Source organism: Enterobacter sp. A8 (assembly GCF_004296595.1).
Classification (GTDB): domain Bacteria; phylum Pseudomonadota; class Gammaproteobacteria; order Enterobacterales; family Enterobacteriaceae; genus Enterobacter; species Enterobacter cloacae.
Map to the genome: position 1 here is coordinate 1,262,343 of NZ_SCMF01000001.1, position 17,709 is coordinate 1,280,051.

Genomic DNA, 17,709 nt, shown 5'->3' on the forward strand with positions numbered 1-17,709 from the left:
AATTACCTCTGCGCCATTGTCGATTGCAGTGCACATTTAACATCACCCACCCACGCGGCCCCCCTGGCTTTATCCAGATCCAAATCGGCTTCACAGATACTTCCATTAGCTGATACCAGGGTAATGATGGGATACTTTTTATCGATATCGATCGCAAACTCACCTTTCCCGTCAGTCCGAGTTTTGCCTATGTGATTATGGATATCTGTGTTCACCGCCAGTTGCCCATCGGGATAGCGGACGCGACCAAATACGGTCACCATACTTTTCACTTCCGGTGCAACAACGCTCACATTCCCTGGATACAAGTTCATCGCGTGTTTGCGTCCGGAAACAATATCGAAGCTGTCTTCGGAGTTCCGGTCGTTCATAATTTCCAGTTTGTATTGCGCATACGGAGGGAGCGCAATAAAGGTCGATTTACCGCTCAGCAGGTAATTGCGGTTATTGACTTTTGCTGCCAGTTTTCCATCGCCTGCCAGACCCGTTTTAACAATGATCCCCGAGCGTTGTCGCTCATTACTCAGACCAACATCACCGCCAGCCCAGGCTATTGCCCCGAGAGAAGAGAAGTTCATGTTAGTCGAGTTATCTGCTGAACGAGTGACAGAGACCGTCCCGGCGTTATATTGGGTGCTGTAACTGACATTGCCATTGACGGAATAATCGTTGCCGTAATTCTGCTCTCCGCTCAGGCGCGTCGAGGCAGAAACGCCTGCTGAGGTGATTGGGCCATCTTTAAACTGTTTACGAGCGCTGATATTGCCCTGCGTCGCACCGTAACGATCGCGCGATGCGCCCACACTTAACCAGGAAGCCAGTGGTAACGAGAAGTCCAGGCTGACATAACGCTCCTGACGACCGTCATCATTCGTGTTGTTATAGAAGTAGCGCTGTACACCCGCCCGCAGACCGACAGTGGCATACCGTCCGGCATAAAGTGTTGTGCTGTAATCTATGTTGCGATACTTATTGCCTGAATAGCGGTTTTCCGTCTGGCTTAGCGTTAGCGATCCTCCGTGTGGAATAACGCTTCCCAGGTTGATCGTGCCGCCAATGGAGTAGTTATCACGTTCTTGCACCGGCAAACGGTCACCAATTTTGCTGTCTTCCCGAGAGGCCCACACTGAGCCAAATCCACCGGGTGCGCTGACATTCACATTGCTGACATTTCGCCAGGTTCCATCATTTGCCAGCATCGTTTGCGCACCCACACTCACGTATTCGTTCACATTTAACGTGATATCAGTTTCGTTAACCGCATTGGAATCAAAACCGTAAAGCGTTGACTTCATATTCAGGCCGGAAAGCACCGCCAGCGTCAGAGAAGCCGCGCCCCCTCCAATCCAGCTCTGTTCACTGCCTAAGTCACGGTAATGATTGCGCTTATAACTGACGCGATCGTAATCAAGCGAGCCGCCAAAAACCTGCCATGAGATCTCATGCAGCCCCGCCGCCTGCTGGCGTGAGAAGATTTTATTTACGCGACTCATGCGGGTATTGACCGTGCGCCCATTGACGACAATATCCACCGTAACGTCGTACACCCCGTAAGGGAAACGGCTGGTGTCAATTTCGTAGCTGCCCATGTTAAAGTTCTGAACGCTCAGCAGGCGTCCGTCACGAAATACATGCACCTCCCCTGCTGCCGGTAAAAAGACCGTAATCGGGGTCAGCGAAAGGGAGGTATTTTCGACAACGGTGCTGCCTTTATTTCCGTAGCTTGCACCGTAGATTTTTCCGCCGTTTAAGGCGTTAAGACTGGCAATAGACTGGACATTCCACGTATCAAGCATTCCTAATGCCAGGCGATAACCTTCGTAATCGCGCTCGTACATCGCCCGATAAACGTTGCTGGAACCATTACTTTCACCAATACCATATACCGAACCATTAATATTAAAATGGTGCTCACGAAGTGACGTTGTATTATCCAGCGTTAAATAGCTGCGGGAACTGTTGCCGTTTTGATAATCATTGTAATAGGTACCAAAACTGTAATTGAGCACGTTAGTTAACCGGTCAACGCTTGACGGACCTAACAAGGAGCTGCGCGCCACAACAGCCTCGGTCAACGCGTCCCTGCTGACGATCATCTCCAGGTGGAACGATGAAATGTTCAGTTGAAGACGTGCTTCAGGCGTAAGGGCAATAGCGGTGTTGTCCTTAAATTTCACATTGCCTATTTTTTCTACCATCTCGCGCGTTTTATCCGCCAGCACAGCATTGTTTGGCAAGTCAGAAACCATTATCGATTTGACTGTAATATTCCCGTCAACCAATGAGATCACCGCATCAGCAATTTTTTGCTGGCTTTTTTCGTCCGTCTCTTGATACCGAATAAACACCGGAACTGTCATCCCTTGCTCCAGAGAGCGCGCAAAAGTACCAGGAATGACATAATGACCAATTTTAACGGGGGCGGAATGAACTGCCCCTGGTGTTAACGCTAAAGAGAGAAATACACTCCCTCCAATAAAATATTTAAATGACATATGCATCCTTACACTTCAGCATTTTATTATTGGCACCGGTAATGGCGTCGTGCATTACTTCACTGTAATAAATTGCTTGCCATGCCAAATGCCAATACGAGTGCGGCTGTTTGATACATCGCTTTTTTGAAGCCTTATTTTGGTTCCAGGCATAACGTAATAGCGTTCCCGGCATCCCCGCCCCTGGTCCTGAGCGGGATCCTTACACACGCCATAGGCAATCACGCGGAAAGAGACATTACCTGTGTTGATGATCAAATCGTCCTGACGACTGTAGTTGAAGCGCTCATTACGCGGAGCTACAACTAAAATAGTCCCAATTTCCGCTGAAGCCGTTGCCGTCGCGGCTTTGCCCGCTTTCGTTGCTGCGCTTTCGCTCACAGGTTCATCAATCCATTGCAGGCGATAATAGCGTTCTTTATCATCCTCTGGCCCTTTATAGAAAAAGCGGAAAACATCTTTCGCGTCGCCTGGAAGAATAAGGCTGGCGGGTGTAGATAGTAATTCGCCTGGATTAATGCTTATTTCGGTGCCATCAGGCAACGGTGATGAGAGTCGTTTCACCGTAACGCTGACATAGCGTGCGGAATTCGTCGTGTTGATAATCTCTTTCGATAATGAACTCTGCTCGGAAGTCATTATCGACGTGATATCACCCACATTAATTGCCCAACTGGAAAAAGACGTAGCGATCCCCGCCAATATGGCAAAGGGTAAATATTTATTCATCAGTACATTCCTAAGAAATTCGGGAGAAAAATCTCCCGAATTTTTTCATTCATTACGCAGGCGTGGTCTAGGTCGCGTTGAACTGTACTTTCACATCGCCTGTCCAGTAGCCATCAGGCAAAGCAGAATAGTCAGTGACAGCTGTTGAACCATCAGACGTCGCAGAGGCGATAGAGAACTTAAAGCTGGACTGATCGCTCACGCGTTCAGCACCGTTATAAGCACCGTCAGCCATCAGACTTTCCAGACCAGAAGTTGATGAGGCATTAACCAGAACGGTTTCAGCGGAACTGGAAAGTGCATTACCGTTCCAGGCAACACCGACATCCAGAGTAGATGCATCGCCGCTTGCATTGGTTAGGGTATTGCTAATGACCTGTGCAGTCAGTTCAAAGTCGGTTGCACTTTCCTGTCCCTGGATCGTAATGTCAAAAGCACCATCCTGAGTATTAAAAGCATTCAGACCTTCCGCATACTGGAATGTCAGCGAGTTCAGCGGAGTAACAACCAGCATGCTAGTTGTATCTTTTGTTGCTGTAGCATCCCATGACGCAGTGGCAGATGCAGTAACATCAGCCATTGCATTTGCTGCTGCGAAAACAGAAACCAGAGAGGCCACCAGTAATAATTTTTTCATTTTCTTCTCCTAAGAACAAACGCGCAACCTGGCACTTTTCATAATAAGTAACCGGGAAGCTCCATTTAATTGCGAGCGAGAATTGCCGCGCCGAAAAATTATGTTCCGAGATATTGTTAACAGCAACAGCATGAAATTATCAAATCCTCAACATCATTAGGAATTTTCTTGTCTGGAAGATAAGTAAACACCTACAGATTAGAACTTAAAACCATAAAAATTCATAACTAAGTTTTTAAATCTAAAAAATAATCAAATTAAAAAATTTTCATCCATTCTTGCTTTTTGATGCAAATCAAAATTAAAAAAAGATTCAAAGGATTAAAAAACATTTCAAATCAATAAACTATGAAAACCCTCAGAAAAGAAAAAACTTGTTAAAAAAATGCTACAAAAACAACCCATTTTAGTAAAAAATGAAATATTCCTAACGCAAATAAATAAATCAAGGAAAATTCTTATACGCAACCTAAAAGTAATAACGCACGAGAAATTCATTATTTTCTTGGTTATTTATAAAAATAAGAATATTCCGCGAATAATATAAAAATCCTGGTATTCGAATGATACGGTTTATTTCGCGCATTTATCACAACGTGTTGCTGTTCTTCGCCGCTTTCACTCAAAGCGATGAGATAGCATCTTATGCCCGTGCACACGGTGTCACATTGCCCTCTCCGCTATTCAGACAATTCCCGACAGTCTTCCATATTTCCTCCATTTTTCTGCCGACTGACCTGACTAAACTAGTATCATTCCCCGAAGTGTTTCAGGATGAGAACGTATAACGATGAAAGGCAGTAACAAATCCCGCTGGGCAATCGCCGCTGGCATCATTGTGGTGGTCCTTGCCGCCGCCTGGTACTGGCACACTCAATCCGCCGAGCCTTCTACTCCGGCAGGCGCCAGCAGTCAGTCAAAACGCCCTGCGGGCGGGGGTCGTCACGGTATGCGAGGCGGCGCGCTGGCACCGGTTCAGGCGGCCACCGCGGTGAATAAAGCCGTTCCTCGCTATCTCACAGGCCTCGGGACCATTACCGCCGCCAACACCGTCACAGTACGCAGCCGCGTCGACGGTCAGCTCATGGCGATCCACTTCCAGGAAGGTCAGCAGGTGAAAGCTGGCGATTTACTGGCCGAGATCGACCCAAGCCAGTTCAAAGTCGCCCTTGCCCAGGCTCAGGGGCAGCTTGCCAAAGACAAAGCCACGCTCGCTAACGCCCGGCGCGATCTGGCGCGCTATCAGCAGCTGGTGAAAACCAATCTGGTCTCTCGTCAGGAGCTGGACACGCAGCAATCGCTGGTCAGCGAAACCCAGGGCACCATCAAAGCTGACGAGGCCGCGGTGGCCAGCGCGCAGCTGCAGCTTGACTGGAGCCGCATCACCGCGCCAATTGACGGACGCGTTGGCCTCAAGCAGGTCGATATCGGCAACCAGATCTCAAGCGGAGATACCACGGGCATCGTGGTCATAACCCAAACCCACCCGATTGATTTAGTCTTCACCCTGCCGGAAAGCGAAATTGCGACGGTGGTGCAGGCACAGAAAGCCGGAAAGGGGCTGGTGGTGGAAGCCTGGGACCGTACCAACAAGCAGAAGTTGAGCAAAGGTTCTTTGCTTAGCCTGGATAACCAGATCGACACCACCACCGGCACCATCAAGCTGAAAGCGCGCTTTAACAACCAGGACGACGCCCTCTTCCCGAATCAGTTTGTAAACGCACGCATGCTGGTGGCGACCGAAGAAAACGCGGTGGTGATCCCCACCGCCGCGCTGCAGATGGGCAACGAAGGTAACTTCGTCTGGGTGCTGAACAGCGACAATAAAGTCAGCAAGCACCTGGTGAAAACCGGAATTCAGGACAGCCAGACGGTTGTGATCAGCGCCGGACTCTCTGCGGGCGACCGCGTGGTGACGGACGGTATCGATCGTCTGACCGAAGGCGCCAAAGTCGAAGTGGTTGAACCCGCGAAACAGGGAGCGAACTCCTGATGCAGGTCATGCCGCCAGGCGCAACAGGTGGGCCATCACGCCTGTTTATTCTGCGCCCTGTTGCCACCACGCTGCTGATGGTGGCGATCCTGCTCGCCGGGATTATTGGCTATCGCTTCCTGCCCGTCTCGGCGCTGCCGGAAGTGGATTACCCCACCATTCAGGTCGTTACCCTCTATCCTGGCGCCAGCCCGGATGTGGTGACCTCCGCCATTACCGCTCCGCTGGAACGCCAGTTTGGTCAGATGTCGGGCCTGAAACAGATGTCATCGCAAAGCTCCGGTGGGGCATCGGTGGTAACGCTGCAGTTCCAGCTCTCGCTGTCACTGGACGTGGCCGAGCAGGAGGTGCAGGCTGCGATCAACGCCGCCACCAACCTGCTGCCGTCAGACCTGCCTAACCCGCCGGTCTACAGCAAAGTAAACCCGGCGGATCCGCCGATCATGACCCTTGCTGTCACCTCTTCCGCCATGCCAATGACGCAGGTGGAAGACATGGTCGAAACCCGCGTGGCACAGAAAATTTCCCAGGTCTCCGGCGTCGGGCTGGTAACGCTGGCGGGCGGACAACGCCCGGCGGTGCGCGTGAAGCTTAACGCGCAGGCCATCGCTGCGCTGGGGCTGACCAGCGAAACCATCCGCACCGCCATCAGCAACGCCAACGTCAACTCGGCGAAAGGCTCGCTGGACGGCCCCACCCGCGCCGTGACGCTCTCGGCTAACGATCAGATGCAGTCTGCCGATGAGTACCGTCAGCTGATTATTGCCTACCAGAACGGTGCGCCGGTACGTCTGGGTGACGTCGCCACCGTTGAGCAAGGCGCAGAAAACAGCTGGCTGGGTGCGTGGGCCAACAAACAGCAGGCGATTGTGATGAACGTGCAGCGCCAGCCGGGCGCTAACATCATTGAAACCGCCGACAGCATTCGCACCATGCTCCCGCAGCTTATTGAAAGCCTGCCCAAATCGGTCACTGTAAAGGTGCTTTCCGACCGTACCACCAACATTCGCGCGTCGGTTACCGATACCCAGTTTGAGCTGATGCTGGCGATTGCGCTGGTGGTGATGATCATCTATCTGTTCCTGCGCAACGTACCGGCAACCATCATTCCCGCCGTTGCCGTGCCGCTCTCGCTGGTGGGAACATTTGCCGTGATGGTGTTCCTCGATTTTTCGATCAACAACCTGACGCTGATGGCGCTCACCATCGCCACCGGCTTCGTGGTGGATGATGCTATCGTTGTGATCGAGAACATCTCGCGCTATATCGAGAAAGGCGAAAAACCGCTGGCCGCAGCGCTGAAAGGTGCGGGTGAGATCGGATTTACCATTATCTCGCTGACCTTCTCGCTGATTGCGGTGCTGATCCCGCTGCTGTTTATGGGCGATATCGTCGGGCGGCTGTTCCGCGAGTTTGCCGTCACGCTGGCGGTCGCCATTCTGATCTCTGCCGTGGTGTCGCTGACCCTGACGCCAATGATGTGCGCCCGTATGCTGAGCCATGAATCCCTGCGCAAGCAAAACCGCTTCTCTCGTGCCTCTGAGCGGATGTTCGAACGGATCATTGCCGCTTACGGCCGGGTGCTGGCAAAAGTGCTTAACCACCCGTGGGCGACGCTCGGCGTGGCGCTCGGCACGCTGGCGCTCAGCGTCATGCTGTGGATCGTTATCCCGAAAGGCTTTTTCCCCATCCAGGACAACGGCATTATTCAGGGCACGCTTCAGGCGCCCCAGTCGGTCTCCTTCGCCAGTATGGCGCAGCGTCAGCAGCAGGTCTCTGACATCATCATGAAAGATCCGGCGGTGGAAAGCCTGACCGCGTATGTGGGCGTCGATGGCACCAACCCGTCGCTGAACAGTGCGCGTCTGCAGATCAACCTCAAGCCGCTGGATGACCGCGACGATCGGGTCAACGCCGTTATTGAGCGGCTGCAAACTGCCGTGGCGCGCGTGCCGGGGATTGAACTTTACCTGCAGCCAATTCAGGATTTGACCATCGATACCCAGGTCAGCCGCACGCAGTACCAGTTCACGCTTCAGGCCACCAGCCTTGATGCGCTGAGCACGTGGGTACCGCAACTGGTAAACAAACTCAAGGCGCTGCCGCAGCTTTCTGACGTCAGCAGCGACTGGCAGGACAAAGGGCTGGCGGCATATGTGAACGTCAATCGCGATACTGCCAGCCGGCTGGGCATCACCATGTCCGACGTGGACAACGCGCTTTATAACGCCTTTGGTCAGCGCCTCATCTCCACCATTTATACCCAGGCGAATCAGTATCGCGTGGTGCTGGAACACAACACCGATAACACGCCCGGCCTGGCCGCGCTGGACTCGGTGCGCCTGACCAGCAAAGACGGTGGTATTGTGCCGTTAAGCGCCATAGCCAGCGTGGAGGAGCGTTATACGCCGTTGTCGATTAACCATCTCGATCAGTTCCCGTCCACCACCATCTCGTTCAACGTACCGGACAACTATTCGCTGGGCGAAGCGGTCGAGGCCATTCTGGGCGCGGAGAAAGAACTCAACTTCCCGTCTGATATTCAGACCCAGTTCCAGGGCAGCACCCTGGCGTTCCAGGCTGCGCTGGGCAATACCATCTGGCTGATCGTGGCTGCCGTGGTGGCGATGTACATCGTCCTTGGGGTGCTGTACGAAAGCTTTATCCACCCAATCACCATCCTCTCTACCCTGCCGACTGCCGGGGTGGGTGCGCTACTGGCCCTGATGCTGGCGGGCAGCGAACTGGACGTCATCGCCATTATCGGCATCATTCTGCTTATCGGGATCGTGAAGAAAAACGCCATCATGATGATCGACTTCGCCCTTGCCGCCGAGCGCGAGCAGGGCATGTCGCCGCGAGATGCCATCTTCCAGGCCTGTCTGTTGCGTTTTCGTCCGATCCTGATGACCACGCTCGCCGCCCTGCTGGGCGCGCTGCCGCTGATGCTCAGCACCGGCGTCGGTGCCGAGCTGCGCCGTCCGCTGGGTATCGGCATGGTCGGTGGTCTGCTGGTGAGCCAGGTGCTGACGCTGTTCACCACGCCGGTGATTTACCTGCTGTTTGACCAACTGGCCCTGTGGACCAAAAGCCGCTTCCCGAAACGTGAAGAGGAGGCGTAAGTGAAGTTTTTCGCCCTCTTCATTTACCGCCCGGTGGCGACGATTTTAATCTCGCTCGCCATTACGCTGTGCGGCGTGCTGGGCTTCCGCCTGCTGCCGGTGGCCCCCCTGCCGCAGGTGGATTTTCCGGTGATCATGGTCAGCGCATCGCTGCCGGGCGCGTCGCCGGAGACCATGGCCTCGTCGGTTGCCACGCCACTGGAACGCTCGCTCGGGCGAATTGCGGGGGTCAACGAGATGACCTCCAGCAGCTCGCTCGGCAGCACGCGCATCATTCTGGAGTTCAGCTTCGACCGGGATATTAACGGTGCGGCGCGCGACGTGCAGGCGGCGATCAACGCCGCGCAAAGCCTGCTGCCGAGCGGAATGCCAAGCCGCCCGACCTACCGTAAAGCCAACCCGTCCGACGCGCCGATCATGATCCTGACGCTGACCTCGGACACCTATTCCCAGGGGCAGCTCTACGACTTTGCGTCGACCCAGCTGGCGCAGACGATCTCACAAATAAACGGCGTGGGTGACGTGAGCGTTGGCGGTAGCTCCCTGCCCGCCGTGCGCGTCGGCCTGAACCCGCAGGCGCTGTTTAACCAGGGCGTGTCGCTGGATGATGTGCGCTCCGCCATCAGCAGCGCCAACGTGCGCAGGCCGCAGGGGGCGATAGAGAGCAACAGCCACCGCTGGCAGATCCAGACCAACGACGAGCTCAAAACCGCCGCCGAATATCAGCCGCTCATCATCCACTACAATAACGGCGCGGCGGTACGTTTAAGCGACGTAGCCAGCGTCACCGACTCGGTGCAGGACGTGCGCAACGCCGGGATGACCAACGCCAAACCGGCCATCTTGCTGATGATCCGCAAGCTGCCGGAAGCCAATATTATTGAAACGGTAAACAGCATTCGCGCGCGTCTGCCGGAGTTACAGAAGACCATTCCGGCCGCTATTGATCTGCAGATTGCCCAGGATCGTTCGCCGACCATTCGCGCCTCGCTTGAAGAGGTGGAACAGACGCTGGTGATCTCCGTCGGGCTGGTGATTCTGGTGGTGTTCCTGTTTCTGCGCTCGGGCCGCGCAACGCTTATTCCTGCCGTTGCGGTACCGGTGTCGCTGATTGGTACCTTCGCCGCCATGTACCTGTGCGGCTTTAGCCTGAACAACCTGTCGCTGATGGCGCTGACCATCGCCACCGGCTTTGTGGTGGATGACGCCATCGTGGTGCTGGAGAATATTTCCCGCCATCTGGAAGCCGGGGTAAAACCGCTGCAGGCCGCCCTGCAGGGCACGCGCGAAGTGGGCTTTACGGTGCTCTCCATGAGCCTGTCGCTGGTGGCGGTATTCCTGCCGCTGCTGCTTATGGGCGGGCTGCCGGGGCGACTGCTGCGCGAATTTGCCGTCACCCTTTCGGTGGCTATCGGCATCTCGCTGATTATCTCGCTAACGCTCACGCCAATGATGTGCGGTTGGATGCTTAAGCGCAGCAAACCGCACTCGCAGCCGCGTCGTAAAGGGTTTGGCCGTTTCCTGTTGGCAATGCAGGAAGGGTACGGAAAATCGCTGAAGTGGGTGCTCAACCATACGCGGCTGGTTGGTCTGGTGCTTGTCGGCACCATCGCGCTCAACGTCTGGCTGTATATCTCCATCCCGAAAACCTTCTTCCCGGAGCAGGACACCGGCGTGCTGATGGGCGGCATCCAGGCTGACCAGAGTATTTCCTTCCAGGCGATGCGCGGCAAGCTGCAGGATTTTATGAAGATCATCCGCGAAGACAAGGCGGTGGATAACGTCACCGGCTTTACCGGCGGGTCACGCGTTAACAGCGGGATGATGTTTATCACCCTTAAGCCGCGCGGCGAGCGCAATGAAACGGCGCAGCAGGTAATAGACCGGCTGCGAATGAAGCTCGCCAAAGAGCCAGGCGCCAACCTGTTTTTGATGGCCGTTCAGGATATCCGCGTGGGCGGACGTCAGGCGAACGCCAGTTACCAGTACACCCTGCTCTCTGACGATCTGGCCGCGCTGCGCGAGTGGGAGCCCAAAATCCGTAAAGCGCTGGCCGCCCTGCCGCAGCTGGCGGACGTGAACTCCGATCAGCAGGACAACGGGGCAGAAATGGCGTTGACCTACGATCGTGAAACCATGTCGCGGCTGGGCATTAACGTTGAAGCCGCCAACAGTCTGCTGAACAACGCTTTTGGCCAGCGCGAGATTTCCACCATCTATCAGCCAATGAACCAGTACAAGGTGGTGATGGAAGTGGACCCGCGCTATACCCAGGACATCAGCGCGCTGGATAAAATGTTTGTCATTAACAACGACGGTAAAGCGATCCCGCTCTCTTACTTCGCCAGCTGGCGGCCCGCTAACGCGCCGCTCTCTGTGAACCATCAGGGGTTGTCGGCAGCGTCCACAATCTCCTTTAACCTGCCCACCGGCTCGTCGCTTTCCGAGGCCAGCGAGGCCATCGACCGTGCCATGACCCAGCTCGGCGTGCCCTCGACCGTGCGCGGCAGTTTTGCCGGGACCGCGCAGGTCTTCCAGGAGACGATGAATTCGCAGGTGATTTTGATTCTGGCGGCCATTGCCACGGTCTATATCGTGCTTGGCGTGCTGTATGAGAGCTATGTTCATCCGCTGACCATTCTCTCGACGCTACCATCGGCAGGCGTGGGGGCGTTGCTGGCGCTGGAGCTGTTTGGCGCGCCCTTTAGCCTCATCGCCTTAATCGGGATCATGCTGTTAATTGGTATTGTGAAGAAAAACGCCATCATGATGGTGGACTTTGCGCTGGAGGCTCAGCGTAACGGCAACCTGACGCCAGAAGAGGCTATTTTCCAGGCCTGCCTGCTGCGTTTTCGTCCGATCATGATGACCACTCTGGCGGCGCTGTTTGGCGCGCTGCCGCTGGTGATCTCCGGTGGCGATGGTTCAGAGCTGCGCCAGCCGCTGGGGATCACTATTGTCGGTGGGCTGGTGATGAGTCAGCTCCTGACGCTCTACACCACGCCGGTGGTCTATCTGTTCTTTGACCGCCTGCGGCTGCGTTTTTCACGTAAAAACAGAACCACGGTGACCGGGTAAATGACTGATCTTCCCAGTAACGTTCGCTGGCAATTATGGATAGTGGCCTTCGGCTTTTTTATGCAGTCGCTGGATACTACCATCGTCAACACCGCCCTCCCCTCAATGGCAAAAAGCCTCGGGGAGAGCCCGCTGCACATGCATATGGTGATTGTCTCCTACGTGCTGACCGTTGCCTTGATGCTCCCTGCCAGCGGCTGGCTGGCGGACAAAGTGGGGGTGCGCAATATCTTCTTCACCGCTATCGTGCTGTTTACCGCGGGTTCGCTGTGTTGCGCGATGGCGAATACGCTGGATCAGCTGGTAATGGCACGCGTTCTGCAGGGCGTTGGCGGAGCCATGATGGTGCCAGTCGGGCGACTGACGGTGATGAAAATCGTCCCGCGCGAGCAGTATATGGCGGCAATGACCTTTGTGACCTTACCAGGCCAGGTGGGTCCGCTGCTTGGTCCGGCGCTGGGCGGGATACTCGTGGAATATGCCTCCTGGCACTGGATTTTCCTCATCAACCTGCCGGTGGGCATTATTGGTGCTATCGCCACCCTGGCGTTGATGCCCAACTATACCTTGCAGACGCGGCGCTTTGATGTAGTCGGTTTTCTGTTGCTCGCCACCGGTATGGCGACGCTGACCCTCGCTCTCGACGGGCAAAAAGGGCTGGGAATCTCCTCACTGACGCTCGCCATTCTGATCGTTATCGGGATGAGCGCCATTTTGTGGTATCTGTGGCATGCCAGAGGAAACGACCGGGCGCTGTTCAGCCTGACGCTGTTTAAAAACCCTACCTACCGGCTTGGCCTGTTCGGAAGTTTTGCGGGGCGCGTGGGCAGCGGCATGCTGCCGTTTATGACACCCGTGTTCCTGCAAATCGGTATGGGCTTTTCACCGTTTCACGCGGGGCTGATGATGATCCCGATGGTGCTGGGCAGCATGGGAATGAAGCGCATTGTGGTGCAGGTGGTTAACCGCTTTGGCTATCGCCACGTGCTGGTCACCGCCACGCTGGGGCTGGCACTGGTCAGCCTGCTGTTTATGGCCGTAGCGCTGATGGGCTGGTACTACGCCCTGCCGCTGGTGCTGTTCTGCCAGGGCATTATTAACTCCATGCGCTTCTCGTCGATGAACACCCTGACGCTGAAGGATCTGCCGGACGAACTGGCAAGCAGCGGCAACAGTCTGCTGTCGATGATCATGCAGCTCTCCATGAGCGTGGGGGTCACCATTGCCGGTTTACTGCTCGGCATGTACGGTCAGCACCATCTCAGCATCGACACGCCGGTGGCGCATCAGGTCTTTTTATACACGTATCTCAGCATGGCGGTTATCATCGCCCTGCCCGCTTTCATCTTCGCCCGCGTGCCGGATGATACCCGTAAGAACGTCGTTATCCGGCGCAGTAAAAGGAGTGGATCATGAAATTCTGGCGTCCGGGCATTACCGGTAAGCTCTTTCTGGCAATTTTTGCCACCTGTATTGTCCTGCTGATCACCATGCACTGGGCCGTGCGGCTCAGCTTTGAGCGCGGTTTTATCGATTACATTAAGCATGGTAATGAGCAGCGCCTGCAGGGTTTGAGCGATGCACTGAGCGAGCAGTATGCCCAGCACGGGAACTGGCGTTTTTTACGTAACAATGACCGTTTTATCTTCCAGATCCTGCGCTCGCTGGAGCACGATAGCGGCGATGACCGCCCCGGCCCGGGCATGCCGCCCCACGGCTGGCGCACCCAGTTCTGGGTGATCGACCAGGATATGCGCACGCTGGTTGGCCCACGTGCGCCCATCCCCCCGGACGGCACCCGGCGGGCAATCAAAGTGAATAACGCCACCGTCGGCTGGGTTATCGCCTCGCCAGTGGAGCGCCTGACGCGCAACACCGATATCAACTTCGATCGTCAGCAGCGCCGGGCCAGTTGGCTGATCGTCATCCTCTCCACGCTGCTGGCTGCGCTTGCCACCTTCCCGCTGGCGCGGGGCCTGCTCGCCCCGGTGAAAAGGCTGGTGGAAGGCACGCATAAACTGGCCGCCGGGGATTTTTCCACCCGCGTAGACACGCGCAGCCAGGATGAGCTGGGCAAGCTGGCGCAGGATTTTAACCAGCTCGCCAGTACGCTGGAGAAAAACCAGCAGATGCGGCGCGATTTTATGGCCGATATTTCGCACGAGCTGCGCACCCCGCTGGCAGTGCTGCGCGGCGAACTGGAGGCCATTCAGGACGGCGTGCGCAAGTTCACGCCCGAATCCGTGGCCTCGCTGCAGGCGGAAGTGGGTACGCTGACCAAACTGGTAGACGATCTGCACCAGCTCTCCATGTCAGACGAAGGGGCGCTGGCCTATCAGAAAGCACCGGTGGACGTAATCAACATTCTGGAGGTTATCAGCGGGGCTTTCCGCGAGCGTTTTGCCAGCCGCAACCTGACCATTGACCTCTCCCTGCCGGACAGCGCGGTGGTGTTTGGCGATAAAGATCGTCTGATGCAGCTTTTCAACAACCTGCTGGAAAACAGCCTGCGCTACACCGACAGCGGTGGCGGACTGCACATCTCCGGCAGACAAGAAAACGGCCGCTTCGCCCTCACCTTTGCCGACTCCGCTCCTGGCGTGCAGGATGCGCAGCTGGAAAAACTGTTTGAACGTTTTTATCGCACCGAAGGCTCCCGCAACCGTGCCAGCGGCGGCTCCGGGCTGGGACTGGCGATTTGCGTTAATATCGTCGAGGCGCACAATGGCACCCTGCGTGCCGCCCATTCGCCTTTTGGCGGGGTTAGCATTACAGTAGAGTTACCGCTGGAACGGGATTTATCGAGAGAAGCATGACCGAATTACCGATTGACGAAAACACGCCACGCATTTTGATTGTGGAAGACGAGCCTAAGCTTGGGCAGTTACTGATCGACTATTTACGTGCGGCCAGCTACGCCCCGTCGCTTATCAGCCATGGCGATCAGGTGTTACCGTACGTGCGCCAGACGCCGCCGGATCTGATCCTGCTGGATCTGATGCTCCCCGGAACGGATGGCCTGACCCTGTGCCGGGAAATTCGTCGCTTCTCCGACGTGCCGATCGTCATGGTGACGGCAAAAATCGAAGAGATCGACCGCCTGCTGGGACTCGAAATTGGCGCGGACGATTACATCTGCAAACCCTACAGCCCGCGTGAAGTGGTCGCCCGCGTGAAAACCATTCTCCGCCGCTGTAAACCGCAGCGCGAGCTTCAGGTGCTGGACGCCGAAAGCCCGCTGATTGTTGATGAGAGCCGCTTCCAGGCCAGCTGGCGCAGCAAGCTTCTCGATCTCACGCCTGCAGAGTTCCGCCTGCTGAAAACCCTTTCCCACGAGCCGGGGAAAGTGTTCTCTCGCGAGCAGCTGCTCAACCACCTGTATGACGATTACCGCGTGGTGACGGACCGCACCATCGACAGCCACATCAAAAACCTGCGCCGTAAGCTGGAGGCGCTCGACGCCGAACAGTCATTTATTCGCGCGGTGTATGGCGTGGGATACCGCTGGGAAGCGGATGCGTGCAGGATTGCATAGCTAAACGCCCCCTCCCCCTCTCCCCAAAGGGGTGAGGGGCAAAGCTTTACCTCCCTGCCCCGCAGCGCTACAATGCCCGCCCTTAAAGTGGGGGATCTCCCCTTACCGCTGCACCTGGTGCACGCGGATCTGACCTGTCATCAGAACGAGAATAAACATGTTTAAACCGGAACTCCTTTCCCCGGCGGGAACGCTGCAAAATATGCGTTACGCTTTCGCCTATGGTGCCGACGCCGTCTACGCGGGCCAGCCGCGCTACTCGCTACGCGTGCGCAACAACGAATTCAACCACGAGAATCTGCAGCTCGGCATCAACGAAGCGCATGCCCTGGGCAAAAAATTCTACGTGGTGGTCAACATCGCGCCGCACAACGCCAAGCTGAAGACGTTCATCCGTGACCTGAAGCCGGTGGTGGATATGGGGCCGGACGCGCTGATCATGTCGGATCCGGGTCTAATCATGCTGGTTCGGGAGAACTTCCCGGAGATGGATATTCACCTCTCCGTGCAGGCTAACGCCGTGAACTGGGCGACGGTCAAATTCTGGAAACAGATGGGGCTGACCCGCGTCATTCTGTCGCGTGAACTTTCCCTCGACGAGATTGAAGAGATCCGCACCCAGGTGCCGGATATGGAAATCGAAATTTTCGTTCACGGTGCGCTGTGCATGGCCTACTCCGGGCGTTGCCTGCTCTCCGGTTACATCAACAAGCGCGACCCGAACCAGGGCACCTGCACCAACGCCTGCCGCTGGGAATATAATGTCCAGGAAGGCAAAGAGGACGATATCGGTAATATCGTCCACAAGCATGAGCCAATCCCGGTTACGAACGTTGAGCCTACGCTGGGCATCGGCGCGCCAACCGACAGCGTGTTTATGATTGAAGAGGCCAAACGTCCGGGCGAGTACATGACCGCCTTTGAAGACGAGCATGGCACGTACATCATGAACTCAAAAGATCTGCGCGCCGTCGCCCACGTTGAACGTCTGACCCAGATGGGCGTGCACTCCCTGAAAATTGAAGGCCGCACCAAATCCTATTACTACTGCGCGCGTACCGCACAGGTGTACCGCAAAGCGATTGACGACGCGGCAGCCGGTAAACCGTTCGACACCAGCCTGCTGGAAACTCTGGAAGGTCTGGCGCACCGCGGCTATACCGAAGGTTTCCTGCGTCGTCATACCCATGACGACTACCAGAATTACGAGCACGGCTATTCTGTGTCCGAGCGTCAGCAGTTTGTCGGCGACTTTACCGGCGAGCGCAAAGGTACGCTGGCCGCCGTGGCGGTGAAAAACAAGTTCACCAAAGGCGACAGCCTAGAGCTGATGACCCCGCAGGGCAACATGAACTTCACGCTGGAACACCTGGAGAACGGCAAAGGCGAAGCGATTGAGGTCGCGCCGGGCAATGGCCATACCGTCTGGCTGCCGGTACCGGAAGAGGTGGAGCTGGAGTTTGCCCTGCTGATGCGTAATTTCAACGGTGAAAGCACCCGAAATCCGCATAGTAAATAGTCAACCAGGGAAATTTTTTCGCGCCGGGAAAATTCTTAGAATCGGATCACATACCGCTTCGTTCAATACGGGTATTATCCCCAGCGCTGAAAAACATAACCCATAAATGCTAGCTGTACCAGGAACCACCTCCTTAGCCCGCGTAATCTCCCTTACGTGGGCTTATTTTTTTAATGCTCTGTTTTTCGCCATTCTGCTGCACTTGTATTGAACATCTCCTGAGGAAATAAAATTACACTTTTGATGCCTGTAGGCGATCGCATCACCTTGTTTCTGCAACAATCCATTTGAATCAAAAGATGTCAGGCCTTACCATCAATAACCACTCAAACAGCAAGGGATTCTATATGTACACCTATAAGATGGTTCAGATACCACCAAACATTTCTATCAAGGCAAAGGATAATAAAGATGGCATTGCAGCAGCGTATTTAGAGCAAGAAGTGAATTCCTGGGCTGCCGAAGGGTGGGAATTCCAGCGCGTTGATACAATCGGTATAGAAGAGCGGCCAGGGTGCTTTGGCGGAAATAAATCAACATTGACCCACTATTATGTCATTACTTTCAGAAAAGAAGTGACAGATGCTTAAATGGCTTAGCA

11 protein-coding genes are annotated in these 17,709 nt (G+C 55.4%); 8 read left to right on the forward strand and 3 right to left on the reverse strand.

Translation table 11 applies throughout. The annotated features are described in order from the left end of the window. Positions 1 to 2: 2 nt before the first annotated feature. From EQV24_RS05985 to EQV24_RS05995, 3 genes are all read right to left on the reverse strand, one after another. Positions 3 to 2,495 (reverse strand): TcfC E-set like domain-containing protein, encoded by a 2,493-nt coding sequence (locus tag EQV24_RS05985; protein ID WP_130626320.1) that lies wholly within the window; start codon positions 2,493 to 2,495, stop codon positions 3 to 5. Positions 2,496 to 2,549: 54 nt separating this feature from the next. Beyond that, on the reverse strand, positions 2,550 to 3,224 hold the full coding sequence (locus EQV24_RS05990) for a hypothetical protein (RefSeq protein ID WP_013097897.1): 675 nt from the start codon (positions 3,222 to 3,224) through the stop codon (positions 2,550 to 2,552). A 67-nt stretch (positions 3,225 to 3,291) separates the two neighbouring features. After that, positions 3,292 to 3,861 (reverse strand): common pilus major fimbrillin subunit EcpA, encoded by a 570-nt coding sequence (locus EQV24_RS05995; protein WP_130626321.1) that lies wholly within the window; start codon positions 3,859 to 3,861, stop codon positions 3,292 to 3,294. Positions 3,862 to 4,651: 790 nt separating this feature from the next. Here EQV24_RS05995 and EQV24_RS06000 point away from each other — a divergent pair. The 8 genes from EQV24_RS06000 to EQV24_RS06035 all read left to right on the forward strand — a co-directional run bounded on the left by EQV24_RS06000 (position 4,652) and on the right by EQV24_RS06035 (position 17,698). Next, a complete protein-coding gene (locus EQV24_RS06000) occupies positions 4,652 to 5,854 on the forward strand; it encodes an MdtA/MuxA family multidrug efflux RND transporter periplasmic adaptor subunit (protein WP_130626322.1) in 1,203 nt (400 codons plus the stop codon). Continuing rightward, positions 5,854 to 8,976 (forward strand): MdtB/MuxB family multidrug efflux RND transporter permease subunit, encoded by a 3,123-nt coding sequence (locus EQV24_RS06005; protein ID WP_040022498.1) that lies wholly within the window; start codon positions 5,854 to 5,856, stop codon positions 8,974 to 8,976. The genes EQV24_RS06000 and EQV24_RS06005 overlap by 1 nt, the downstream gene beginning before the upstream one ends. Continuing rightward, positions 8,977 to 12,054 carry a multidrug efflux RND transporter permease subunit MdtC gene (gene mdtC, locus EQV24_RS06010; RefSeq protein WP_013097901.1) on the forward strand — a complete coding sequence of 1,026 codons (3,078 nt, stop codon included), beginning with the start codon at positions 8,977 to 8,979 and terminating at the stop codon, positions 12,052 to 12,054. Further along, entirely contained in the window at positions 12,055 to 13,470 is a 1,416-nt protein-coding gene (locus EQV24_RS06015) for an MFS transporter (RefSeq protein WP_130626323.1), read from the forward strand. Beyond that, positions 13,467 to 14,870 (forward strand): two-component system sensor histidine kinase BaeS, encoded by a 1,404-nt coding sequence (baeS, locus tag EQV24_RS06020; protein ID WP_020690175.1) that lies wholly within the window; start codon positions 13,467 to 13,469, stop codon positions 14,868 to 14,870. Before EQV24_RS06015 ends, baeS begins: the two co-directional genes overlap by 4 nt. After that, on the forward strand, positions 14,867 to 15,589 hold the full coding sequence (baeR, locus tag EQV24_RS06025; RefSeq protein WP_013097904.1) for a two-component system response regulator BaeR: 723 nt from the start codon (positions 14,867 to 14,869) through the stop codon (positions 15,587 to 15,589). Before baeS ends, baeR begins: the two co-directional genes overlap by 4 nt. Positions 15,590 to 15,746: 157 nt before the next feature. Next, a complete protein-coding gene (yegQ, locus tag EQV24_RS06030; RefSeq protein ID WP_029881788.1) occupies positions 15,747 to 17,108 on the forward strand; it encodes a tRNA 5-hydroxyuridine modification protein YegQ in 1,362 nt (453 codons plus the stop codon). A gap of 347 nt (positions 17,109 to 17,455) precedes the next feature. Beyond that, a complete protein-coding gene (locus EQV24_RS06035; RefSeq protein WP_013097906.1) occupies positions 17,456 to 17,698 on the forward strand; it encodes a hypothetical protein in 243 nt (80 codons plus the stop codon). Positions 17,699 to 17,709: the final 11 nt, after the last annotated feature.

What these genes read in the sequence shown, in the direction of transcription:
- EQV24_RS05985 (WP_130626320.1), bottom strand. Translation starts at nt 2,495, where the DNA reads ATGTCATTTAAATATTTTATTGGAGGGAGTGTATTTCTCTCTTTAGCG.
- EQV24_RS05990 (WP_013097897.1), bottom strand. Translation starts at nt 3,224, where the DNA reads ATGAATAAATATTTACCCTTTGCCATATTGGCGGGGATCGCTACGTCT.
- EQV24_RS05995 (WP_130626321.1), bottom strand. Translation starts at nt 3,861, where the DNA reads ATGAAAAAATTATTACTGGTGGCCTCTCTGGTTTCTGTTTTCGCAGCA.
- EQV24_RS06000 (WP_130626322.1), top strand. Translation starts at nt 4,652, where the DNA reads ATGAAAGGCAGTAACAAATCCCGCTGGGCAATCGCCGCTGGCATCATT.
- EQV24_RS06005 (WP_040022498.1), top strand. Translation starts at nt 5,854, where the DNA reads ATGCAGGTCATGCCGCCAGGCGCAACAGGTGGGCCATCACGCCTGTTT.
- EQV24_RS06015 (WP_130626323.1), top strand. Translation starts at nt 12,055, where the DNA reads ATGACTGATCTTCCCAGTAACGTTCGCTGGCAATTATGGATAGTGGCC.
- baeS (WP_020690175.1), top strand. Translation starts at nt 13,467, where the DNA reads ATGAAATTCTGGCGTCCGGGCATTACCGGTAAGCTCTTTCTGGCAATT.
- baeR (WP_013097904.1), top strand. Translation starts at nt 14,867, where the DNA reads ATGACCGAATTACCGATTGACGAAAACACGCCACGCATTTTGATTGTG.
- yegQ (WP_029881788.1), top strand. Translation starts at nt 15,747, where the DNA reads ATGTTTAAACCGGAACTCCTTTCCCCGGCGGGAACGCTGCAAAATATG.
- EQV24_RS06035 (WP_013097906.1), top strand. Translation starts at nt 17,456, where the DNA reads ATGTACACCTATAAGATGGTTCAGATACCACCAAACATTTCTATCAAG.